Origin of the sequence: Candidatus Pelagibacter sp. HIMB123, assembly GCF_052048195.1 — a bacterium.
GTDB lineage: Bacteria > Pseudomonadota > Alphaproteobacteria > Pelagibacterales > Pelagibacteraceae > Pelagibacter.
In genome coordinates, this window is record NZ_JBNAIL010000024.1 from 1 (window position 1) to 22,466 (window position 22,466).

Here is a 22,466-nt window from a genome sequence, read left to right on the forward strand (position 1 = left end):
AAATGGTTTCGGCAAATAATCATCAGCACCAATCTCTAACCCCTCAACTCTTTCACTTGCTTCACCTTTGGCAGTGAGAAGTATAACTGGTGTATCTAATTTTTTTTTATTTTCTTTTAAAAATTCAAGTCCACTTTTACCAGGCATCATGATATCCAAAACTATTAAATCAAACTTAATTATTTTTATTTTCTCTGATGCATTTTCTGCATTTTCAGCAGTAGTGACTAAAAATTTATTTTCATTTAAATACTTTTTTACAAGAGATCTAATTCCATCATCATCATCAACCACTAGTATATGTGCAATAAACTTATCCATTAATTATTTTACTTAGTACATTATCAAAATTAATAACTTCTTCAGAACTTGAATTTAATAAAGCATTATAAATTCTCTTTTTTTGTAAATTGAAAATTTCATTAAAAATTTTTTTACCTTTATCATTAAGAAAAACATGCTTTACTCTAGTATCTTGGTCATCTTTTTTAAAAATGACTATTTCGAGTTTAATCAAATCTTTGAGAACACGATTTAAGCTTTGTTTTGTGACTTTTAATCTCTTAAGCAGCTCAGAAATTGAGATCCCCTCATACATTGACAACAAATGAATTACTTTATGGTGTGCTAAACCAATTGAATATCTATCTAATATTTTTTTAGAGTCAGAAAAGGTTTCTCTATAGCTTACGAATAGTTTTTCAATTAGATCTTTAAGTTGGTCATCTTTTAAATATAAAAGTTCTTTCATAAAAGGTAAGTTATATTGACATATTAAAGATACAAAGATATTTTTCAGTTATAAATTAAAAAAATTTTCACACATGATACCTTACGACAAGCGATCTGGAAAAATATGGTACAACAACGAATTAGTTGATTGGGCTGATGTTAAACTACATGTTTTAAGCCATGGTATGCACTACGCTAGTTGTGTATTTGAGGGTGAGAGAGTTTATGATGGTTCAATTTTCAAATTAGAAGAGCACACAGCTAGATTTTTTCATTCTGCAAGAAGAATGGGTTTTGAAATTCCATATACTGAGGAAGAAATCAATAATGCATCTAATAAAATTATAGCAACTCAAAAAGTAGAAAATGGTTATGTAAGACCTGTTGCTTGGAGGGGTAGTGAGATGATGGCTATTTCTGCACAACAAACAAAAATACATGTTGCGATTGCAACATGGGAATGGGGATCATATTTTGATCCCAAACTAAAAGTAGAGGGAATAAGATTAAATATTTCAAATTGGAGAAGGCCAGCACCTAATACAATCCCATGGGATACAAAAGCATCAGGTCTTTATATGATTTGTACTCTCTCAAAACATGAGGCAGAAAAGCAAGGATATACAGATTCTCTAATGCTTGATCACGAAGGGAATATTGCTGAAGCAACTGGAGCAAATATTTTTTTCAAAGATAAAAATGGAGAAATTCACACTCCAATACCAGACTCTTTTTTAGATGGTATTACAAGAAGGACTGTAATTGGAATTGCAAAATCAAAAAATATAAAAGTACATGAAAGAAAAATTAGTCCAACCGAATTACCTAATTTTGTTGGATGTTTTTTAACTGGAACAGCAGCAGAGGTAACTCCAGTATCTTGTATTGCTGAAAATCAGTTTAAAGTTTGTGATACTATTATTGATTTAAATGAAAGTTATCAGGCATTAGTTAGGAAGAAAAAAGCAGCCTAGTCTTTACTGTCTTCAGACATAGCGTGATCAATACCTTTTCGCATATAATGATATGCAGTAAAAAGTGTTAAAGCAGCGGATAACCACAAAAGAATTATACCTATAGTTTGAGCATTATAATCTTGGAAATTAATTATTTTATTTCCAGTATCTCCAGACAATAAAAGAGCAATGGATACCATTTGTAATACTGTTTTAAGTTTAGCAAGGTTTGAAACAGGAAGTTTTATTTTTCCCTTTGCTAAAAATTCTCTTAAACCTGAAATTAAAATTTCTCTTGTAAGAATTATTATTGCTGCAACTACTTCATAATTTCTGATTGTTCCATCCATAACCAGAAGTATTAATGCTGTAGCAACAATGATTTTATCAGCTATAGGATCTAATAATTCACCCAGTTTTGATTCTACTCCAAACATTCTAGCCAACATACCATCCAAGAAGTCCGTAAATGATGCAATAATAAATAATATTAAAGCAGTAAGATCACCATAAAATCCTGGAAGATAAAAGGCTAAAACAAAAAAAGGAACAATTATTATTCGCCCTATAGTTAATATGTTTGGAATTTTTTTTAACATAATTATTCGTGAAAAAAGTTATATATCCTTTTTGCTACTTTTTCTTCAACACCTTCTACAGATTTTATTTCATCTAAGCTAGCAGACTCAACCGATCTTGCAGATCCAAAATGGTTCAATAAAGCCCTTTTTCTTATGGCCCCAATCCCCTCTATTTGATCTAACAGAGATTTGCTTATACCTTTTTTTCTCTTTGCTCTGTGAGCGCTTATGGCAAATCTATGTGATTCATCTCTTATTCTTTGAAGAAAAAATAGGGTAGGGTCATTTCTAGTGAATTTATATTCTTTGCCATCGTGAAAGAAAGTTTCATTTCCACTATTTCTAAATTTACCTTTTGCTATTGCAATAATTGGAATGTCGTGAAGCCCTAATTCATTAAGGCTCTCTCTAGCGACTGAATATTGACCTTTTCCTCCATCTACTAGAACCAAATCAGGAAAAGCAAGGTAATTATCTTTTTCTTGAACTGCTCTTTTGAACCTTCTATTTAATACCTCTCTCATCATTCCATAATCATCTTGCTCATTTTTTTTATGCTTAATATTAAATTTTCTATATCTTTTTTTGATAAAGCCTTCATCGCCGTAGGCTATTAAAGCGCCAACACTATTTGTGCCTTGAATATGACTATTATCATAAACCTCGATTAAATTTATATTGGTTTCTAAATTAAATTTTTTAGCTACTGCATCGAACAATTCTTTATTATTCTGACTTTCATAAAGTTTTCTATTTAGACTATCCTTTGCGTTTTTAATTGCTTGATTAATTACTTTTAGTTTTGATCCTTTTTTCGCAACTGAAATATTTATTTGTTTACCTTCTTTTTGTGTCAGTGTTTTTTCAATTAGTGCTTTTTCCTTTATTTCTTCTGAAAGGATAACCGATGAAGGAACACTTTTATTTTCATAAAATTGAGAAACAAATGAATTCAGGATTTCACTAAACTTTTCATCTGGATCGTGTTTAGGGAAAAAAGCTTGATTGCCCCAATTTTGTTTTGATCTATAAAAAAATACTTGAATACAAGTTTTTCCAGATTCTTTATATCCAGCAATAACATCTGCCTCAACTAAGTTTGCTTCATTAATTCTCTGTGAAGATTGAATGATGTTTAGTGCTTTAATTCTATCTCTTAAAATTACAGCTTTTTCAAAATCAAGATCCTCACTTGCTTTTTCCATTTGGTTAGAAAGATTTTTTTGAATTTTCCTAGATTTGCCTGAAACAAATTCAATAGCATCTTCTACTGTTTGATTGTATTCCTCTTTTTTTACATATCCTACACAAGGTCCAGAACATCTTTTTATTTGATATAAAATACAAGGTCTTTCTCTGTTTTTGAAAACGGTGTCATCACAAACTCTTAAATGAAAAATTTTTTGTATCATTTTAATTGTCCAATTAGCTGAACCAGCAGAGGCAAAAGGTCCAAAGTAAAAACCTTCTTTTGTTTTTTTTCCTCTATGTCTTTTTATTTGAGGCCATTTATCTTTATTACCAATAAATATAAATGGAAATGACTTATCATCACGTAAAAGGATATTAAATTTTGGTTTATGTTTTTTAATTAAATTTGCTTCTAGTAATAAAGCTTCACTTTCATTAGATGTTGTTGTTATCTCTAATTTTCTTGTTTGAGACAACATTCGTTCAGTTCTAATTATATGATTTTTTTCTGCAACATAACTCTTTAATCTATTCGGTAAATTTTTTGCTTTACCTACATAAAGAATTTCATTCTTTTCATTAAGCATTCTGTATATGCCTGGAAGTTTTGGGACTAGAGGTAGCTCTTTTTTAATTACTTCTTTTCCTATTTCAGAGCTTATCATGGCTTCTCTTTTTGGTAATTTGAATACCAACAGATGAACACTGTTTTAAAATTTCTAATTTTTCAATTTTCAACATTATTTTAGCAATCCTTTTGTCTTTAAATAATTCGTCAAAAACAGCTTCTGCTAAAGTTTCTAGGAAATTATAATGTTTCTTTTTTACAAGTTTCGTAATTAATTTTACTATAGTTCCATAATTAACAATGGATTTGATATCTTTATCGCTTGAAGGTTTTTTGTCTTCATAGTCTATTTCAAGACTAAATTTAACTTTTTGTGGTTTTTCTTTTTCAAAATCGTAATAACCAAGTTTTAAATCCAAGATTAATTCGTTAATTAGGATTTTCTTCTCATAATTAAATAAACTTTTATTTTTATCTATTTTGACAATTTTTAAATTGTTCTTTTTCATTCTTTACCCATTACATCTGGTGTTTGCCAGTTAAGATTTTGACCACTATCAATAGCCAAAACTTGACCAGTAATAGATATATTTTTAATAAAAAAGTCAACAGCATTACATATTTGTTCCACATCAACTTGTCTTTTAAGAGGTGTTGCTAAATATTGCTTTTTGAAATGTTTTTCAGACTGTCTTTGATTTTTTATAGTGGGCCCAGGTGCAATTGCGTTTACTCTTATATTTGGAGCTAAACTCATAGCGCTAGTTTTTGTTAAAGTATACAAACCAGTTTTGCTAAGAGTGTATGAAAAAAAGTAAGGAGTTAATTTGAACACTCTTTGATCAATAATATTTATAATATTATTATTTTTGCCTTTAACATTTTTAGCAAATTCTTTCGTCAATAGTGCAGGCGCTCTTAAATTGGTTCTTAAATGATTACTCCAACTATCCAATGAAAAATTTTCTAATTTATCATTTTCAAATAAGGAGGCATTGTTAACAAGACAATCAAAATTTTTTAGTTTTGATTTTGCAAATTTAATTATTTTTTTTATATCAGTTTCTTTGCTTAAATCACCTTTAACTAAGTATACTTTTGTACCTTTGCTAGATAACTCTTTTTTTAATTTTTCTGCTTTTAATTTTGATTTATTGTAATGGATTAAGATTTCAATATTTGGACCAGATAACTTTCTGGCAATTGCAGCACCCATTCTAGTAGCTCCACCAGTAATAATTATTTTCCGTGCTTCCATTTCTTATCTCTTTTTTTTGTAACTTTAGTTCCTGGCATACCCATAGTTGATCTACCTTTTGGATAAAGCTTATTTTTTACGTCATACTGCCTTATTTTTGGATTTAATGTAATTTCTAATTCAGTGCTTTCTAATTTTCTTATCTCATCTCGTATTTTAGCAGCTTCTTCAAACTCTAAATTAGATGCTGACTCTTTCATTTTTTTATCTAGGGCTTTAAGGTGTTTTTTAAGATTTCCTCCGACATTAGACCCTTCGCTTACTTTAACATAGTCTTTTTCATAAACACTCTCTAGAATATCACTGATTTCTTTTTTTACCGATTTTGCATCTATCTTGTGTTTCTTATTGTAAGCTAACTGAATTTTTCTTCTTCGATCAGTTTCTGCAATTGCTTTTTTTATACTTTTCGTCTCCTTGTCTGCATATAAAACTACTTTACCATCAACATTTCTAGCTGCTCTTCCTATAGTTTGAATTAAAGATGTTTCAGATCTTAAAAAACCTTCTTTATCAGCATCTAAAATTCCAACTAAAGCACATTCAGGAATATCTAATCCCTCCCTTAATAAGTTAATTCCAACTAAAACATCAAATACACCCATTCTTAGATCTCTCATGATTTCAATTCTTTCTAATGTATCAATATCTGAGTGTAGATATCTTACTTTAATTCCATTCTCATGAAGATATTCAGTTAAATCTTCAGCCATTTTTTTGGTTAGTGTTGTGACTAATACTCTATGATTATTTTCAATTACTTTTTTACATTCATGCATTAAATCGTCGACTTGATTTTTGGCTGGTCGTATTTCTACGACTGGATCTATAAGACCAGTTGGTCTGATAACTTGATCAATGAATTTCCCTTTAGTTTGCTCTAGTTCCCATGGACCAGGTGTTGCTGAAACGAAAACAGTTTGGGTTCTCATTAAGTCCCATTCTTCAAATTTTAATGGTCTATTATCCATGCATGAAGGAAGTCTAAAACCGTATTCTGCTAAAGTACTTTTTCTTGATCTATCACCTTTATACATTCCATTTAGCTGAGGAACTGTAACGTGACACTCATCTACAAATATTAAAGTGTTATCTGGAAAGTATTCAAAAAGAGTAGGTGGGGGCTCTCCAGGTTTTCTTCCTGACAAAAATCTTGAATAGTTTTCAATGCCAGCACAAGAACCAGTGGCTTCAATCATTTCAAGATCAAATTTAGTTCTTTCTTCTAATCTCTGTGCTTCTAATAATTTATTTTCAGCACGGTGTTTTTTTAGAGTTACTTTTAATTCTTTTTTTATATTAATTACCGCTTGTTCAATTGTAGGTTTTGGGGTGATGTAGTGACTATTTGCATAAACTTTTACTAAACTTAATTCTCTTACTTTATCACCAGTTAACGGATCAAACTCTTCTATCTGTTCAAGCTTATCTCCGAATAAACATAATCTCCAAGCTCTGTCTTCTAAGTGTGATGGAAAAATTTCTAAGTATTCTCCTCTTGCTCTAAATGTTCCTCTATAAAAATTTTGATCATTACGTTTATATTGAAGAGCTACTAAAGACTTAATTATTTCTTCTCTATTATAATCATAATTTTTTTGAAGAGTTAGTGTCATTTTACTGTACGCTTCAACTGAACCTAATCCATAGATACACGAAACACTTGCTACAATTAAAACATCATCTCTTTCTAAAAGAGATCTAGTCGCTGAGTGCCTCATTCTATCAATTTGTTCATTTATAGAGGCTTCTTTCTCTATGTATGTGTCTGATCTTGGGACGTAAGCCTCAGGAGTATAATAGTCATAGTATGAGACGAAATATTCAACAGCATTGTCAGGAAAAAAGGTTTTCATTTCCCCATAAAGTTGAGCAGCAAGAGTTTTGTTTGGAGCTAAAATCAAGGCAGGTCTATTGGTAGCCTCAATAACTTTAGCCATGGTAAAAGTTTTTCCAGATCCTGTCACACCAAGTAAAACTTGATTAAATTGATCTTTGTTAGCACCATTTACTAATTTTTTTATAGCTTCGGGCTGATCACCAGCAGGTTTAAAATCAGATTTAATTTTGAATTTTTTTCCACCTTCTAGTTTTCCACCTATTTTAGGATTTTTACTCTGAATATCTGTAATTAAATCTTGATAAGTATTTTCCATATATTAAACAACGTAGTAGAATTTATTTATATTTCAATGAGCATAATATCAGACAGTTTAAAGAAGATTAAACCATCACCTACTATTGCTGTTACTCAAAAAGCAAGAGAATTAAAAGCTGCTGGAAAAGATGTTATTGGATTAGGTGCGGGGGAGCCAGATTTTGATACTCCAGATAATATTAAGCAAGCAGCTATAAAAGCTATTAATGATGGTGATACAAAATACACGGCAGTAGATGGTACGCCAGCATTGAAAAAAGCGATTGTAGAAAAATTTAAAAAAGAAAATAATTTAGATTATACAACTGATCAAATTACAGTTGGTGCTGGTGGTAAGCATGTAATTTATAATGCAATGATGGCCACATTAAACGAAGGTGATGAAGTTATAGTTCCTGCTCCTTATTGGGTTTCTTACCCCGATATGGTTTTATTAGCTGGAGGAAAACCAGTGATAATGGAATGTGATGAAAAACAAGGTTTTAAAATAAATCCAATTGATCTTGAAAAATTTATAACTCCAAAAACTAAATGGATTATTCTTAATTCTCCTTCAAATCCAACTGGAGCATGTTATTCAGAGCAAGATATAAAAGCAATCGCAGCCATCTTAGAAAAACATAATCATGTGTATATTTTGAGCGATGATATTTATGAGCACGTGACTTATGAGGGTTTTAAATTTTTTACAATTGCTCAAATTAATAGTTTAAAAGATAGAGTGCTTACAATGAATGGTGTAAGTAAAGCTTACTCAATGACAGGCTGGAGAATAGGTTATGCAGCTGGTCCAAAAGAGATCGTTAAAGCTATTGCTAAAATCCAATCACAATCGACAACTAATCCTTCCTCTATTAGTCAAGCTGCTGCAGTTGAGGCACTAAGTGGAACACAAGACTTTATTAAGGAAAGAGCAGACTCTTTTCAAGAGAGAAGAGATTTTGTAGTTAATGCTTTAAATTCGATAAATGGAATTGAATGCCTAAATCCAGATGGAGCGTTCTATGTATTTCCAAGTTGCAAAGGTTTAATGGGTAAAAAAGATCCAAATGGTAATGAAATTAAATCTGATACTGATTTTGTTCAATCATTATTAGAGAATAGTGAGATTGCTGTAGTCCAAGGTTCTGCATTTGGTTTAGAAGGTTTTTTCAGAATTTCTTATGCAACATCAATGGATAATCTTAAGAAAGCAATGGATAGAATAAAATCTTTTTGCGAAAGCCTTTCTTAAGAAGTGAAAACTGCAATACTATTTGGCTCAACTGGATTAGTTGGAAGACATGTTTTAAATCAACTTATTCAGAATGATAATTACTCTAAAATTAAAATATTTGTCCGTTCTTCAATTCAAATAAACAACTCAAAAATTAAAGTAATTCAGACTGATTTTAATAATTTAGAAAAATACAAAGATGAGATTGAAGGAGATGAATGTTTTTTTTGTATTGGTACAACAAAAAAAAATTCTCCTGACAAAAATGAATATCAAAGAATTGAATTAGATATTCCAAAACAAGTGGCTCAAATTGCAAAATCTAATAATATTAATTCTTATTTTTTTGTGTCTTCAGGATACGCAAATTCTAAAAGTTCAGCAGATTATTTAAAATATAAGGGTCTCGTAGAGGAAAAGATCTTAAGTTTAGGTTTTTCTAAAATAGGAATTATGAGACCCTCATTTATATTGGGCAATAGAAAAGAATTTAGATTGGGTGAGAAAATAGGAATAATAATTTTTAAGCTTCTCAACCCTTTATTAGTTGGACCATTAAAGAAAATGAGATCAATTCATTCAGAAACAATTGCAAAAGCAATGATTAAACTTGCGAATAATAATATTGATCAAAAAATCTTTGAGTCAGATCAAATTTCAGATTTAGTAAAATAAATTTATTTTAAGGTACAATGACTATTTTCTACGATACACCCAACTTTTTCCATCTCTTCGTCAAATATTTTTGGATGTCTTAAAGCATAAATATTTTTTAAATAATTAATTCCATACCTTTTAAATTTCCCATCTTCTGTAAGTGCTCCGGACTCGTGTCCATATGAAACCACTGTTTCTAATAAATTTCCTTTTTTGTCATAGAGAGCTGTTTCTCCATAACAATTACAAAAATAACTTCTATTCTGCTTAGGCTCAATATCAATGAAAATTGAAGTTCCTCTTATTCCAATTGTGCCGTGAGGAATTTCAACATTTAACTCCTCTTGTCTTTTTCCAAAGACTGCATGAACAGAACCTTTGATAACTTTTAACAAGTTTTTTGAGACAAATTGAAGCTTAGTTTCAGGTCTTATCAAATAAAAATCATCTTTAAATTTAATTATTGATTTTTCATCTTTAGTTTCAATTGTAGAATTATTTAAATCTTGAAAATTTAATTCTGCTTCCTTGCCATTTATAAAAAATTTTCCTGATAATATTTTATTAGTTTCTGAGGCAAATGCGAGATTTGGACTTAATCCCCAAGCAATCATAATTTGACTTACAGTTTTTATAAATTTTCTTCTGTTCATTTGAATTAATTTTATACCTTAAATTTAAAGATGAGGTTATATAAAATTTTTATACTAAGCCTAATCTTACTACTGATTTTCCAGCATCAATTAAAGCCCCACTTGCCGGTTTAAACTCAAAACCAATTAATTCTTCAGCATATTTTGTCTCTGGCTTCATCTCTAATTCAAGATCTGGGATCATGGTTTTTGCACTTGAGTCTAGCAGGCTAATAAATTTTACCATAAAATTTGGTAAAGTTTTTTTAGGTAGTTTTTTTGCATACTCTGGTAAAGCCTCAGCTAATATTTTTGATGTCTCAAGTAGTGTTTTAACTTCTTTCCCAATTATTAATCTTCTGCCACCAACTCTTGAATTTCCTAAGCAAGCAACATGAGATTTTGCAACATCTTTAACATCAGATATTAGTATTCCCCATTTAGGTGTTGCTGGAAATTTACCTTTTAAAAATTGCCTAACATATTCAATCGATGTTCCACCTTTAGTATCCAAAGCATCTCCAAATACTCCACCAGGATTTATACAAGTAAGTTTACTTTTAATCCCTTTACTTTCCATTAATTCCCAGGCCGCTTTTTCAGCGACTGTTTTGGATAGAAAATAATCATTAACTCCTTCAACCCAATTTTCATCAGTCCAATCATTTTCACTAAATGAGTAAGGATTTGATCTATTTGGTTTTCTAAACATTGCTGCTATTGAAGATGTAACTACAAATTGCTCTGCGTTTGCTTTGATACCAGCATTTAAAACTCTTAAAGTTCCATCTTTTGCAACTGGTATTAAATTTTCTCTATTTTTTGAAACTTTCATTGGAAAAGGTGAGGCCATATGCATTATATATTTACAACCTTTTGCAGCATCTTCCCAACCTTCATCATTTAAAAGATCAAGTTTTATAAAAGATAATTTATCTATAGAAGCATATTTACTAATCGTTTCTTTTGTCTGAGAAATTACATCATCACTTCTAACAGTACCTAAAACTTCATAACCTGAATTTAATAATTCTATTGCAGTATGTTTAGCAATCCATCCACTTATTCCAGTTAATAATATTTTATCAGCCATAACACCTCTCCCTTTAATTAGTTAGTAATTGTAATCTCATATTAATGAGATAAGAATTTTTCTGCTTCTAATGCAGCCATACAGCCCATTCCTGCTGCTGTAACGGCTTGTCGAAAAGTTTTATCTTTAACATCACCTGCAGCATAAACTCCAGGAATATTTGTTTCTGTAGAATCTGGTTTTGTAATTAAATAACCTTCTTTATCCATTTCTAATTGGTCTTTGAAAAGTTGAGTTGCAGGATCATGACCGATTGCAATAAACAACCCATCTAATTTTACTTCTTCTGTTTTTTCAGTTTTCAAATTTTTAATTTTTATACCTTTAACATTTTTTGGCTCGCTATCACCCAAAACATCCTCAACAACAGAGTCCCAAACAATTTCAATTTTTTTATTTTCCATCAATTTTTTTTGCAGCATCTTTTCAGCTCTCAAACTATCTCTTCTATGAATTAATTTTACTTTTGATGCAAATTTTGTAAGAAACATTGCCTCTTCTACTGCAGCATTACCACCTCCAACTACAGCAACTTCTTTATCTTTAAAAAAGAAACCATCACATGTAGCACATGCTGAAACTCCAAATCCTCTAAATTCTTGTTCAGATTTAATGTTTAACCACCTTGCTTGTGCACCAGTTGAAATAATTATGCTATCTGCTGTATATTTTTGACCACTATCACCAACAGCCTCAAACGGTGTAGATTTTAAATTCACTGATCCGATATGGTCTTCTATCATTTCTGTTCCAACAGCTTTTGCTTGATCTCTCATTTGATCCATTAGCCATGGTCCTTGTATTACTTCTGCAAAGCCTGGAAAATTTTCCACATCAGTTGTAGTTGTTAATTGTCCGCCTGGTTGAGCACCATGAACAAGGATAGGATCTAACATTGCTCGTGCAGCATAAACAGCTGCTGTGTATCCGGCAGGACCAGATCCAATTATTAACACTTTTGTGTGTTTAGTTGGATTTTGACTCATATGGAAGCTATATAGTAATTAATGTCTAAATTAAAAGGATTATTATTAACTCAGGGAATGCATGGGATGATAAGTCAAGTCGAAGGACTTGCAAAAGCCCTTAACATTGATTTTACTCACCACAAGGTTGAACTAAAAAATATTTGGAAACTTGTTCCACCTAAATTTACTCCAATTTCTCAAAAAGTTTATAAAAAGATCGAGGATAATGATTTTGATTTCATAATATCTTGTGGAAGAAAAAGTGTAATTCCCTCTATTCATTTAAAAAGTATTTCTAAAAAAAAAGTTATTAATATTCATATCCAAGATCCAAAAATAGATTTTAATTATTTTGATTTTATTGTTGCACCTGAGCATGATGGAATAAATGGCGAAAACGTTATCAGCACAAAAGGAGCTATTCATTATCTTTCAGAGAGTGAAATTGAGGAAAATAAAGATTATTTAAAATCTTTTATCAAACAAGATGAAAGAAAAATTTGGTGCTTAATTATGGGTGGACCAACAAAATATTATGATTATTCAACTAAAAATATGAAACATATTTTCTCAATGTTTTATAAATTAATGAAGAAACATGATTTTCAATTAGTAGTAATCCCATCAATGAGAACACCAATAAATACTATTCATTATGCCAAAGAATTCTTTGGAGTAAATCATACAGTTATTATGAATGTGGATAAAAAAGCATATTTATCTGCTTTAGCTTTATCTGAAAATATAATTGTTACATGCGACTCGAGCTCAATGATTTCAGAAGCTGCTTTGACTGGTAAGCCAATATATGTAGCTAATATTTTACCAAAAAAAAATGATAGAAGATTTCAAAAAATTTAGAAATTTATTTAGAGAACTAAATATAACTAGAAACTTAGGTGAAGAAATAGAAAATTGGAACTATGAAAAGCTGAATGAAACTAATAGAGTAGCAAATATTATTAAAGAAAAGATTCAATCTTAATGTCATTTTTAAATTCTATAAAAAATAATTCAAGAAAATACAATATTCCATTTGATCATTGGGAGTATAGCGATGCTTTATCAAAAGGTGCTATTGAAGAGATTGTTAAAGCAGATATCCCAGATTTAAGTGAGCATAATTTGAATTATGATGGAACCCGCGCAATAGATGGTGGAGCTGCAGAGTTTAGAGAAGGCATTTCGTCTGGTGGTAAAGCAATAAAATTTAGGTGTTTTGTTACTAAAGAAAATAGTTCACAATTTCCAAATCTTGTAAAATTTATAAATGAACTTCAGTCAAAAGAAACATACGAAACAATATCTAAAATGATTAATAAAGATTTATCTAACTCATATGTAAGGGTAGAGGTGATTTGCGATAGAGAGGGATTTTGGCTCAAGCCTCACTGCGATATTAAAGAAAAATTAATGTCAGGATTAATTTTTGTAAATCAAACAAACGAGTCTGAAGATCTAGGGACTGATTTTTACAATGAAAAATTAGAAAAGATCAAAACATTGCCTTATAGAAATAACTATGGATATCTTTTTACTAGTGGGCCAAATACTTGGCACGGCATGGAAAAAAAAACTATCCTTAAAGAAAGACGATGTTTACAAGTAAATTATGTAACTTTCAAAACTGATTGGAAAGTAAGTAACTAAAATTTATTTAAAGAAATTAATCCAGTTTTTGGATCAATAATTTTTTCATTTAAAGTTGCAACTTTGCCAACTGCAAAACCAGCATCTTCAATTACTTTTTTAAAATCTTCTTCAGAGAAATTAGTATTATTTTCAAAGTTAATAAACGCTACACCTTCTGGCCAGGATACCCCAACGTTACCTTCGCCCGTTGCTGCTTTAAGTTCTTTTTCCACTTTCGCTTGGCAAGCCATACAAACCATTCCATCCACAACCCCAATCATAGCAACTTCTGCTTTGACTATGTTTTGAAAAAATATTAATGATGTAAATAAAACTAGTAAGATTTTTTTCATAATTCTCTTATAAACTATTTTTTTTAATTTAATATACCCATATTGGGTAATACTATTGAAATTTATTTATGAATATTACAATGCTATCAAATCCCTCAGAGCTAAAAGATATAAGATCGAAAATAGAGAAGTTTTGTAAATCAAATCTACCAAATATCGATTTAGCAAGCGTAACTTTAGCAATTGATGAGGCTTTGCAAAATGTAATTCGTTACTCGTATAAAATGAAAAAAGATCAAAAAATTGATTTAAATTTAGAAATTATAAATGATAGTGAGCTTAAAGTAATAATTACTGACTACGGTGAACAAGTACCATTAGATACGATTAAACCAAGAGATTTAGATAAAGTCAGACCTGGAGGTTTGGGAGTATACTTTATAAAAAAAACCTCGAAATTTTGTGAGTACAAACATAATCAAGTGGGTCCAGGTACAACTTTAACTTTAATTTTTTAACTACTCTTCTTTAATAAGTTTAGGCTTTGAGCACATGTAAAATTGGTTGGAACCTCTTAAAGATTTTTGCAGCATTGCTAATTCATTAGAATTTTGACTATAAGTTACATTAGTCTGTAATCCTCCAATTGAACCGTTTGATGTAAAAGATGATGGGGTTTGTCTATCCATCTTGAAATTTACTTTTGTTTTTGAGCTGTTAATTTTTGTTAAAATAATTTGTTTTCTTTTATTTGAATAAACCCAAACAGTTGTATTTTTTTTATTTTTACAATTTAATTCATATATATTTGCATTAGAATTTTTGGGAATAAAAGCTATAATAATAAGAGTAATGGTAAATTTTAAAAAAAATTTAAATAACATTAAAATATTCTTTTTAGCTTTTTTTGCATTTTTAGCAGCTAATTATCTTTATAATAATATAATAACAAAATCCACAGCTAACAATATTAAATTTTTAGAGGTTGAGGTTGAGTTAAAAGGAAATGTAGATTTTAATTTAAAATGTGAAGGAGCAAATAATCCAAACCCTTCAAGTGTAAATAGAGGCCTTGGTGAACAAACCGAAAGTAATTGTACTGGTACTGGAACTTTTTCTGCAATAGTTCCTCAACAAAGATTTACCGAAAGTTCAAATTAATTTAATCAACTAATTTTTTAAGTTTTAAACCTTCAAGACATTTTTCCATTGTAAACATTCCATCTTTGGCAGATGTTTGAAGTGTAGATTGAATTTGTTCTGTTTTTCCTTCTCTAATTAAATTTCTTATTGCTGGTGTTCCAGTCATTACTTCATGACATCCAATTCTTCCTCCACCTTTCTTTTTAAGAAGTTGTTGAGACATTACTAATCTGATTGATCCTGCTAACATTGTTTGTGCTTGTTCTTTTTGAGCTGGAGGAAATACATCTAAAATTCTAGTAATTGTTGATGAAGCACTACTTGCATGCAAAGTTCCAAAAACTAAGTGACCAGTTTCTGCAGCAGTTAATGCTAATGAAATAGTTTCAAGATCCCTCATTTCACCAACTAAAATTACATCAGGATCTTGTCTTAATGCAGACTTTAATGCTTTTGCGAAACTTCCGGTGTCTTTTCCAACTTCCCTTTGAGAAATAATACTTTTTTTAGCAGGATGAACAAATTCAATAGGATCTTCAATAGTAATTATATTTTCTGCTCTATGAGAATTAATCTGATCTATCATTGCAGCAAGTGATGTAGATTTACCAGAACCAGTTTGACCTGTAACAAGCACCAAACCTGTTTTATGAGTAATTGCTTCATGAGCAGCAGGAGGTAAACCTAGTTTTTCAATATTAGGAATTTCACTTATAATTTTTCTCAGAACCATACTTGGTCCATAAGAAGAATAATAACCGTTTGCTCTAAATCTCTGTCCATCAACAACAACAGCAAAATCTAAATCACCATTGCTTATTAAATAATCGTATTGAGCTTTATCTAAAGATTGTTTCCAAAAAGTTTCTATATCTTGTCTTGAAACAATATCTTCGCTAAAAACTTTAATCTCACCATTTTCTCTGATTGCGAATGGTTGATTCGATCTGATGTGGATATCTGATAAATCATATTCCTTTGGATATGATTTTAATTTATCATGAAGACTCATAAATGTTTTGATGCTCTAAAAGTTATAGCTTTTCAAGTTTTTTTTTAATATTGATGCATATATAAAGTAACACAACTAATGCTTGTGTACCGATTCGGTATTTATTATTGTGACTTTATTCGGTTTTTATAAAAAAATTATGATTGATAAAATTGGACCTCCTATTGCAAAAGCTTTTGCTCCTTTCATAAAATTAATAGGAAAAAATCACTCAAAAAAAGAAAAAGTAATAGGCGTAGTTTTTAGAGATAAATTTATTCAAGCTGCCGAAATTTCATACAAAAAAGGTGTTTGTAAAATTGATAATTTCTCTAATCAACAAATAGCAGGAATTGGAGAGGACCAAGATTTTTTATCCGCAACAACATATTTAAGTGATCAAGTAAAAAATGCATTAGATTCCATTAAGACCAAAACAAAAGACATTGCCGTTTCTTTAGATACATCTAAGGCACAAATTTATAATTTACAAATTCCAATTATGGATGAAGAAAGTTTAAGGGAAGCAACTGCTTTGGGTGGATTTTGGGATCAGTTTGATGAAACACCAGAAAATTTAGATGAATTTGAAACAAGTTATTCTGTAATGAGCACAAATGAAGAACTTGGTGTTATGGATGTAGTTTTAGTTGCCATGGAAATAAAGTTTGTAGAAACTTATTCAAATATTTTTAGACTTGCAGGTTATAATCCTGTTGTTATTGATCTTGCACCTTTCGCTCATGTTAACTCTCAAGGAATTCTTCTTGGGAAAGAAGGCTTTGAAACCCCAAATGTCATTTTCAATTATTCAAAAGATGAGAAAAGTATTACTATTTGTTCCAATAAAGGTTTTCAATATTCAGAATTAAATATTATTGAAGCAGATCAGGTATTGCTTGATACAGTTGAGGAAGTTGAGAGTGTTGAAACAGAATTTTGGGATGAAATTTTTGAAAGACTCGGTTCTCAAATAAAACAGTATTTAGTTGAGTATGAAACAAAGTATGAATTTGATCCTATAAATATTATTACAGTAATTTCAGATAAGTCAAAAATTAAAAATGTTTCAAAAGGAATTGAGCGACAATTAGGAGATGTTGTTATTAAGCTTTATAATCCTGAGGACTCTGCTGAGATTTCTGATAGTGCAAAAAAATATATAGATTCACTTAGCAATAAATCTCTAGCATCGGAAGCAATTGGAATAGCTTCAAGAAAATTAAACTCTTTTAATCTTGAAACTAACGAAATAATTTCAGTAAATCTTTTATCTAATTTTGAGCAAGTAAAAACTAACAGAAGATCAAAATCTTTAGGTAATTTTTGTTTAATGATTTCGATGATTTTTGTTCTTGGTTTTATTGGACATGTTCTTCCATTTAAAATTTTAAAATTAATGAATAATTCATCCAAATTGGCTGCCACTAAAATTTTAGAAGAAGATCTTGAAAGTAAAAATAGTCTTTTGCAGGGATATAATGCAAAAATTAATAGTATAAAAGAAGATAAAAGAATTGCAGCTTCCCTTGGATCAAATTTAAAAACAACCGCAAATCTTTATGCAAGTTTAAATCAAATAGTTCCAAAAAATATTAGATTGACTAGTTTTGGGATAGAGGAAAAACATAATATTTTATTTTCCGGTGTAGCTATGAACGATCAAGCGGTAGTTAATATGATGAATATTTTTTCAGAAAATGAAGTTGTAAATGATAGCAAAATTGAAGCATTAGTAGAGTTTTCTAAAGAAGATAGATTGGATCTTTACAAAATTGAAGGACAACCCGTTCCAAAAGAAGAAGATTTGCCAAAAGAAAAAATAACAAAAAAATTTAACTCAATGTTATCACTAAAACCTCTGTCGAATGAGGTTTTTGATGACCAAATTATAGTTTCAAAATTATTAAAGAAGGGTAAAAAATAATGTTACTGAGATATATTTTAATTACTATTTTCATATTGTATCACAGTAATTCTTATAGCGATCCATTTACTAATGAAATTGGTATTATAAGAGAGCCAGAAGTTGTAGAGATAAAAATTGAGGAAACAGTTGAAACAGAGACAGTAACAGAAGAAGAAACTATTGAAGTAGAACTAGCAGAAGAAATATTTGAGAACAAAGATGAGGTAACAGAAGTTATCGAGACCGAACCTGAAGATACTGAAATTGTTACGGTTTTAAATATAGATCCAATTGTTGCATATTCTTTAAGAGATTATTTATTGAAAGGTGTTGCGCTAAGTAAAGAATCTGATCATCAATTTCAAAGAGCTAAAGTCAAAAAAATTGACAGAGCAAAAACACCTACTACTCACACAATTTCGAAAGAAGATACAATTGAGAAAATCGCTTTTAGATACGGTTTTTCGTTAAGGGAAATAGAAATTGCAAATGCAATTTATCCAGGATCAAGAAAATTAGTGGCTGGAGATAAAGTGGTTATTCCAAACAGATTTCATATTGTGAAAGAAGGTCAAAATTTAAATACTATTGCTGAAAGATATAATTTAAGTGCAACACAACTTGCTTCTTATAATGATATAGAAGATGAAAATATTATTTTAATTGGCGACAAATTATTACTACCTTTCTTTATTCATGTAGCAAATGAAAACGAGACAATAGCTGATATCGCAGGAAGGTATGAAAGAGAAATAAGTGAATTAATAGAATTTAATGCTTTTGAAAAAAATACAGTTATTTTAAATGAGAATCAATTAGTAAAAATTCCAATTTATGCAAATGAAAATATTACTTATGAAAACTTGGACAAAAAGAGTATTAATGATTTTAAAATAAATAAAAAAAATCTTGCAATAGTTGAGATAAGTAACAGTCAATTTATGGTTAAAGAGGGAGATAAAATAGGAAACAGAGATGGCGTGATAGTCTCAATTGAAAAAAATAGAATGATTGTTTTAGAGGACAATATTGAATATGAGTTTTTAATTAATACCCCAATAGTAGGAATGGCAATTGCATCATTACCACAATCAAATAATGAAGATTTAATCAATAATGATGTAAGCAATGATGATACAAATATTGAAAATCAAACAGAGAATAATGAAAATGATAACAATGATAATGAAAGTGAAACAGTAACTAATGTTGAGGATTTATTCAATTAATGACAAAATTTTTTAAATTATTCCTGGTATTAACATTTTCTATATTGATAGTAAGTTGTAGTAGTTCAAATAGGCCTAAAATGGCTTATGATCAAAAGGATAAAGGAGCTGTTCAGGAAATTGAATCTTTTAATGTCAAGGCAAGTGCAGAAAATTTTAGGAAAACATCTGAAAAATTTAGTCAAGATACAAAAGAAATATTAAATAAGAATAAAAAAGAGGAAAAGTTAGTTAGAAGAATTTCTTTAACAGAAGGTAAAGAACCAGAAAAAAAATCACTTAAGCTTATTGATAGAAATTTAAAGATTAAAAAATTAGAGGATGCTGAAGTTAGTTTAAAATTGAACAATATGAACATAAGATCAGCTTTAAAATTATTTGCTGGATTAGTTCAAAGAAATATAATCATAGGAAATGAGGTAAATGGTGAAATAACTATTGATTTTGAAAATATACAATGGGGTTCTGCAGTTTATGCTATTTTAGATATCAATAGTTTAGTTATGACGGTGGATGAAGACTCTGGTTTATTGAGAGTTCATACAAAAGATTTTTTTGCTGAATTAGAAAAATCTAAAATAGATAATACAATTGAGGCAAATAATAATTTAGCTTCTTTAGATATTGGTGGGTCAGTTTCAAATGATGGAGATAGTGTCGAACCTACGGTTACAGAAATATTTAAAGTTTTTTATCAAAATTCCTCAGATTTAGTTGAGTCTCTTGGAGAAATAATGGGTGAAGCAGAGGGCTTTACAATGGTTGATGATAAAAAAAATAATCAAATCATTATTACGGGTACATATGCTCAGCTTAATCAAGCGGAGAATATTTTAAATAAAATTGATTTAGAAAAAAAACAAGTAATGATTGAGGCCTATATTGTAAATGCAACAGACGGGTTTAATAAAAACTTTAGTGCCAATCTAGAATTAGTAAACATTGCAAATGTACAAGAAGGAAGAGACAGAATTACTTATACAGGAATTGATACTAATCCAGGAGATACTACAAAATTTACTCCATCAGATACCTCAACAGCAGGCCTATCAAATACTGGTCTTACATCTGATGCGGTTAATTTAGCAGGGGGTGCGTTTTTATTGGGTAATATTGGAATGAATAAAATGAAAGCTGTTATATCAAGTTCAGTAAACGACTCAAATACAGAAACAGTTTCTAATCCAAAATTATTTGCAATGGATGGGGAGGAAGCCACTCTTACTCAAGGAACAACTTTGGTGAAAGTAATTCCAGCGTCAGGTGATGCAGCTGGATCTACACAAGAGATACCTCAAAACTTGAGTATCACAGTAACGCCAGAGGTAATTGGTGAAAATAGAATTAAGATGGAGTTAACACTTTCTAATGATACTCCTGGTGCATCATTGTCTGATGGCAGTGTTACAACTAATGAAGAATCGATTACATCAATTGTCCAAATAAATGCAGGTGATGTAGCTGTACTTGGTGGTGTGTATAAAAATACTAGAGAAAACAGCGAAAACTATGTTCCGTTTTTTTCAAAGATTCCACTTTTAGGAGCATTTTTTAAACAAAAAACTGATCAGGACAATAAAACTCAACTGTTGATATTCTTAAGTGCAAATGTTGTATAAGTTATAATTTTTATTATAACTTTAAATATGCCATCAATTAACCCTGAAATAAGTATTAAAATTTCGAACCTTTTAAAAAGTAGCGGAAAATTATCTGAAGCTAACTTTAATGAGGCCAAAAAAAAATATGATAGTAATGGCAAGGTGCCTCTTGGTGTTTTAGAATATTTAATTGATGATAAGCTGGTAAGTGAAGATGATATTGTTTCTGCAGTTTCAAGAAATTATGCTTTACGTAAAACTATTCTAACTGAGCAAAGTATTAAAAAAGAAGCTGTAAAAAAACTTCCAAAAGATTTTATTATGGAAAACGAAATGCTTCCGTTTGAACTAAATGGAAGAATTTTAAAAATTGCTTTGTTCGATCCAACTAAATCTACATTGGCAGGTAAAATTAAAAGCATGACAGGATGTAATGTAGAATTGTATGTTGCTAAACCTTCTAATTTAGATCAAGCATTAAAATTTAAATCTGTAATTGAAGCGACACAAGACTCTCAAAATAATCAATCACAAAAATCATCCATCTCAAAACCAAATTTAAACGTAAAGGTTCCAAACGTAAAAATTACTCAAGGTGAGAATGCTGTTGTGGAATTTGTCGACAAACTTTTAAATGAATCATTTTTTAGTGGCACAAGTGATATTCATATTGAAATTTTTAGAAGAGGTGAGGCAAGAATAAGATTTAGAAAAGATGGTGTCCTACAAGAACAATTACAATTCAAACAATTTTTGATGGAGAATTATAATGCAATAGTAACAAGGCTAAAAATTATGTCAGGTTGTGATATTTCAGAAAAAAGGTTGCCACAAGATGGAAAACTTCAATTTAAAAATCCACAACCAAAAAATGAAGATGACGTTGATATTGATGTTAGATTTTCAGTTATTCCAGCTAAAGAAGGTGAAAGAGTTGTTATGCGTTTACTTGCTGCTGGACCAGATCTTGGTTTAGAGCAAATCGGTCTAGATAAAGAGGATTATGATAACTTAGTTACAGCTATAACTGCTCCTCAAGGAATGGTTTTGGTTACGGGTCCAACAGGTAGTGGTAAAAGCACAACTCTTTATGGCTGTATTAAAAAAATTAATAATCCTGGAACAAATATAATGACAGCCGAAGATCCGGTTGAATTTTATTTAAAAGGTGTTGGACAAATTCAAGCTAACAATGAAATTGGTTTAACATTTGAGGCAATTTTGAAATCTTTTTTAAGACAAGACCCAGAGGTAATTCTAGTTGGAGAGATAAGAGATAAATCTACAGTAGATATTGCAATTAAAGCAGCTTTAACTGGACACTTGTTATTAAGTACGCTTCATACAAATGATGCAGTTTCTACAGTTGTCAGATTAGTAAATATGGGCGTTCCAAGTTTCATGGTTGCATCAGCCTTAAGTTTAATTGTTGCTCAAAGGTTGGCGAGAAAGAATTGTTCTTCTTGTACGGTTGATGACGAAAAAGCGACTAAAGAAACTTTATTGCAATATGGTTTTAAAGAAGAAGAGTTAAATACTTTTACCCCCAAAATGGGTGCAGGTTGTGCAGAATGTAACAACACTGGATACAAAGGAAGACAAGGAATTTATGAAGTGTTAAAAAAAACTCCTAACTTAGAAGCTGCGATATTGAGAGA

General features: G+C 30.0%; 25 protein-coding genes. 12 read left to right on the forward strand and 13 right to left on the reverse strand.

Going from position 1 to position 22,466, the window contains the following annotated elements:
- Together ACTTBL_RS05665 and ACTTBL_RS05670 are read right to left on the reverse strand one after the other, a co-directional pair.
- A partial coding sequence (locus ACTTBL_RS05665; RefSeq protein ID WP_440643991.1) for a response regulator occupies positions 1-321 on the reverse strand: 321 nt, incomplete at its 3' end.
- Positions 314-751, reverse strand: a complete 438-nt coding sequence (locus ACTTBL_RS05670; RefSeq protein ID WP_023854811.1) for a MarR family winged helix-turn-helix transcriptional regulator — start codon at positions 749-751, stop codon at positions 314-316. The genes ACTTBL_RS05670 and ACTTBL_RS05665, both read right to left, overlap by 8 nt.
- Positions 752-824: 73 nt before the next feature.
- Between ACTTBL_RS05670 and ACTTBL_RS05675 the strand changes: the two genes are divergently transcribed.
- Positions 825-1,706, forward strand: coding sequence for a branched-chain amino acid aminotransferase (locus ACTTBL_RS05675; RefSeq protein WP_440643620.1), 882 nt, complete (start codon positions 825-827; stop codon positions 1,704-1,706).
- Here the strand turns inward: ACTTBL_RS05675 and pgsA are convergent.
- The 5 genes from pgsA to uvrB are packed head-to-tail and all read right to left on the reverse strand — an operon-like array spanning position 1,703 to position 7,442.
- On the reverse strand, positions 1,703-2,287 hold the full coding sequence (gene pgsA / locus ACTTBL_RS05680) for a CDP-diacylglycerol--glycerol-3-phosphate 3-phosphatidyltransferase (RefSeq protein ID WP_440643619.1): 585 nt from the start codon (positions 2,285-2,287) through the stop codon (positions 1,703-1,705). The genes ACTTBL_RS05675 and pgsA overlap by 4 nt on opposite strands.
- Positions 2,288-2,289: 2 nt before the next feature.
- A complete protein-coding gene (gene uvrC / locus ACTTBL_RS05685) occupies positions 2,290-4,125 on the reverse strand; it encodes an excinuclease ABC subunit UvrC (RefSeq protein WP_440643618.1) in 1,836 nt (611 codons plus the stop codon).
- A complete protein-coding gene (locus ACTTBL_RS05690; RefSeq protein ID WP_023854815.1) occupies positions 4,112-4,537 on the reverse strand; it encodes a dihydroneopterin aldolase in 426 nt (141 codons plus the stop codon). The genes uvrC and ACTTBL_RS05690 overlap by 14 nt, the downstream gene beginning before the upstream one ends.
- Positions 4,534-5,286, reverse strand: coding sequence for an SDR family oxidoreductase (locus ACTTBL_RS05695; protein WP_440643617.1), 753 nt, complete (start codon positions 5,284-5,286; stop codon positions 4,534-4,536). The genes ACTTBL_RS05690 and ACTTBL_RS05695 overlap by 4 nt, the downstream gene beginning before the upstream one ends.
- A complete protein-coding gene (uvrB, locus tag ACTTBL_RS05700; protein ID WP_440643616.1) occupies positions 5,268-7,442 on the reverse strand; it encodes an excinuclease ABC subunit UvrB in 2,175 nt (724 codons plus the stop codon). The genes ACTTBL_RS05695 and uvrB overlap by 19 nt, the downstream gene beginning before the upstream one ends.
- A gap of 36 nt (positions 7,443-7,478) precedes the next feature.
- Here uvrB and ACTTBL_RS05705 point away from each other — a divergent pair, with 36 nt between their 5' ends.
- Both ACTTBL_RS05705 and ACTTBL_RS05710 read left to right on the forward strand, forming a co-directional pair.
- Positions 7,479-8,678 carry a pyridoxal phosphate-dependent aminotransferase gene (locus tag ACTTBL_RS05705; RefSeq protein ID WP_440643615.1) on the forward strand — a complete coding sequence of 400 codons (1,200 nt, stop codon included), beginning with the start codon at positions 7,479-7,481 and terminating at the stop codon, positions 8,676-8,678.
- 3 nt (positions 8,679-8,681) lie between these two features.
- Positions 8,682-9,335 (forward strand): NAD(P)H-binding protein, encoded by a 654-nt coding sequence (locus ACTTBL_RS05710; RefSeq protein ID WP_440643614.1) that lies wholly within the window; start codon positions 8,682-8,684, stop codon positions 9,333-9,335.
- A gap of 2 nt (positions 9,336-9,337) precedes the next feature.
- Here the strand turns inward: ACTTBL_RS05710 and ACTTBL_RS05715 are convergent, their stop codons facing one another.
- From ACTTBL_RS05715 to trxB, 3 genes are read right to left on the reverse strand one after another with little or no spacing between them, the layout of a single operon-like run.
- The gene (locus tag ACTTBL_RS05715) at positions 9,338-9,970 is read right to left on the reverse strand and encodes a hypothetical protein (RefSeq protein ID WP_440643613.1); all 633 of its coding nucleotides are present in this window, start codon (positions 9,968-9,970) and stop codon (positions 9,338-9,340) included.
- A 49-nt stretch (positions 9,971-10,019) separates the two neighbouring features.
- Positions 10,020-11,042 carry an NAD-dependent epimerase/dehydratase family protein gene (locus tag ACTTBL_RS05720; RefSeq protein WP_440643612.1) on the reverse strand — a complete coding sequence of 341 codons (1,023 nt, stop codon included), beginning with the start codon at positions 11,040-11,042 and terminating at the stop codon, positions 10,020-10,022.
- A gap of 41 nt (positions 11,043-11,083) precedes the next feature.
- Positions 11,084-12,028 (reverse strand): thioredoxin-disulfide reductase, encoded by a 945-nt coding sequence (trxB, locus tag ACTTBL_RS05725; protein WP_440643611.1) that lies wholly within the window; start codon positions 12,026-12,028, stop codon positions 11,084-11,086.
- Positions 12,029-12,049: 21 nt separating this feature from the next.
- On the opposite strand from trxB, the gene ACTTBL_RS05730 reads away from it, so the two are divergent.
- Genes ACTTBL_RS05730 through ACTTBL_RS05740 form a run of 3 tightly spaced genes read left to right on the forward strand, consistent with a single transcriptional unit; the run spans position 12,050 to position 13,660 of the window.
- Positions 12,050-12,871: a mitochondrial fission ELM1 family protein gene (locus ACTTBL_RS05730; protein ID WP_440643992.1), complete on the forward strand. Its 822-nt coding sequence runs from the start codon at positions 12,050-12,052 to the stop codon at positions 12,869-12,871.
- Positions 12,846-12,995 (forward strand): ELM1/GtrOC1 family putative glycosyltransferase, encoded by a 150-nt coding sequence (locus ACTTBL_RS05735; protein WP_440643993.1) that lies wholly within the window; start codon positions 12,846-12,848, stop codon positions 12,993-12,995. The genes ACTTBL_RS05730 and ACTTBL_RS05735 overlap by 26 nt, the downstream gene beginning before the upstream one ends.
- A complete protein-coding gene (locus ACTTBL_RS05740; RefSeq protein WP_023854824.1) occupies positions 12,995-13,660 on the forward strand; it encodes a hypothetical protein in 666 nt (221 codons plus the stop codon). The genes ACTTBL_RS05735 and ACTTBL_RS05740 overlap by 1 nt, the downstream gene beginning before the upstream one ends.
- Here the strand turns inward: ACTTBL_RS05740 and ACTTBL_RS05745 are convergent.
- A complete protein-coding gene (locus ACTTBL_RS05745; protein WP_023854825.1) occupies positions 13,657-13,995 on the reverse strand; it encodes a heavy-metal-associated domain-containing protein in 339 nt (112 codons plus the stop codon). The two genes, ACTTBL_RS05740 and ACTTBL_RS05745, sit on opposite strands and share 4 nt — an antisense overlap.
- Positions 13,996-14,063: 68 nt before the next feature.
- Between ACTTBL_RS05745 and ACTTBL_RS05750 the strand changes: the two genes are divergently transcribed.
- A complete protein-coding gene (locus ACTTBL_RS05750; RefSeq protein ID WP_440643609.1) occupies positions 14,064-14,453 on the forward strand; it encodes an ATP-binding protein in 390 nt (129 codons plus the stop codon).
- Here the strand turns inward: ACTTBL_RS05750 and ACTTBL_RS05755 are convergent, their stop codons facing one another.
- Positions 14,454-14,819 carry a hypothetical protein gene (locus tag ACTTBL_RS05755; RefSeq protein WP_440643608.1) on the reverse strand — a complete coding sequence of 122 codons (366 nt, stop codon included), beginning with the start codon at positions 14,817-14,819 and terminating at the stop codon, positions 14,454-14,456.
- Between ACTTBL_RS05755 and ACTTBL_RS05760 the strand changes: the two genes are divergently transcribed.
- Complete coding sequence (locus ACTTBL_RS05760) at positions 14,788-15,096, forward strand: hypothetical protein (RefSeq protein ID WP_262589735.1); 309 nt, start codon at positions 14,788-14,790, stop codon at positions 15,094-15,096. The genes ACTTBL_RS05755 and ACTTBL_RS05760 overlap by 32 nt on opposite strands.
- A 1-nt stretch (position 15,097) precedes the next feature.
- On the opposite strand, the gene ACTTBL_RS05765 is transcribed toward ACTTBL_RS05760, so the two are convergent.
- Positions 15,098-16,090 carry a PilT/PilU family type 4a pilus ATPase gene (locus ACTTBL_RS05765; RefSeq protein WP_023854829.1) on the reverse strand — a complete coding sequence of 331 codons (993 nt, stop codon included), beginning with the start codon at positions 16,088-16,090 and terminating at the stop codon, positions 15,098-15,100.
- A 139-nt stretch (positions 16,091-16,229) separates the two neighbouring features.
- On the opposite strand from ACTTBL_RS05765, the gene ACTTBL_RS05770 reads away from it, so the two are divergent.
- From ACTTBL_RS05770 to ACTTBL_RS05785, 4 genes are all read left to right on the forward strand, one after another.
- Positions 16,230-17,996: a fimbrial assembly protein gene (locus ACTTBL_RS05770; RefSeq protein ID WP_440643607.1), complete on the forward strand. Its 1,767-nt coding sequence runs from the start codon at positions 16,230-16,232 to the stop codon at positions 17,994-17,996.
- On the forward strand, positions 17,996-19,207 hold the full coding sequence (locus ACTTBL_RS05775) for a LysM peptidoglycan-binding domain-containing protein (protein WP_440643606.1): 1,212 nt from the start codon (positions 17,996-17,998) through the stop codon (positions 19,205-19,207). The genes ACTTBL_RS05770 and ACTTBL_RS05775 overlap by 1 nt, the downstream gene beginning before the upstream one ends.
- An 80-nt stretch (positions 19,208-19,287) precedes the next feature.
- The gene (locus tag ACTTBL_RS05780) at positions 19,288-20,826 is read left to right on the forward strand and encodes a secretin N-terminal domain-containing protein (RefSeq protein WP_440643605.1); all 1,539 of its coding nucleotides are present in this window, start codon (positions 19,288-19,290) and stop codon (positions 20,824-20,826) included.
- A 27-nt stretch (positions 20,827-20,853) separates the two neighbouring features.
- Positions 20,854-22,466, forward strand: a 1,613-nt coding sequence (locus ACTTBL_RS05785) for a GspE/PulE family protein (RefSeq protein WP_440643994.1), incomplete at its 3' end; no start/stop codon positions are given.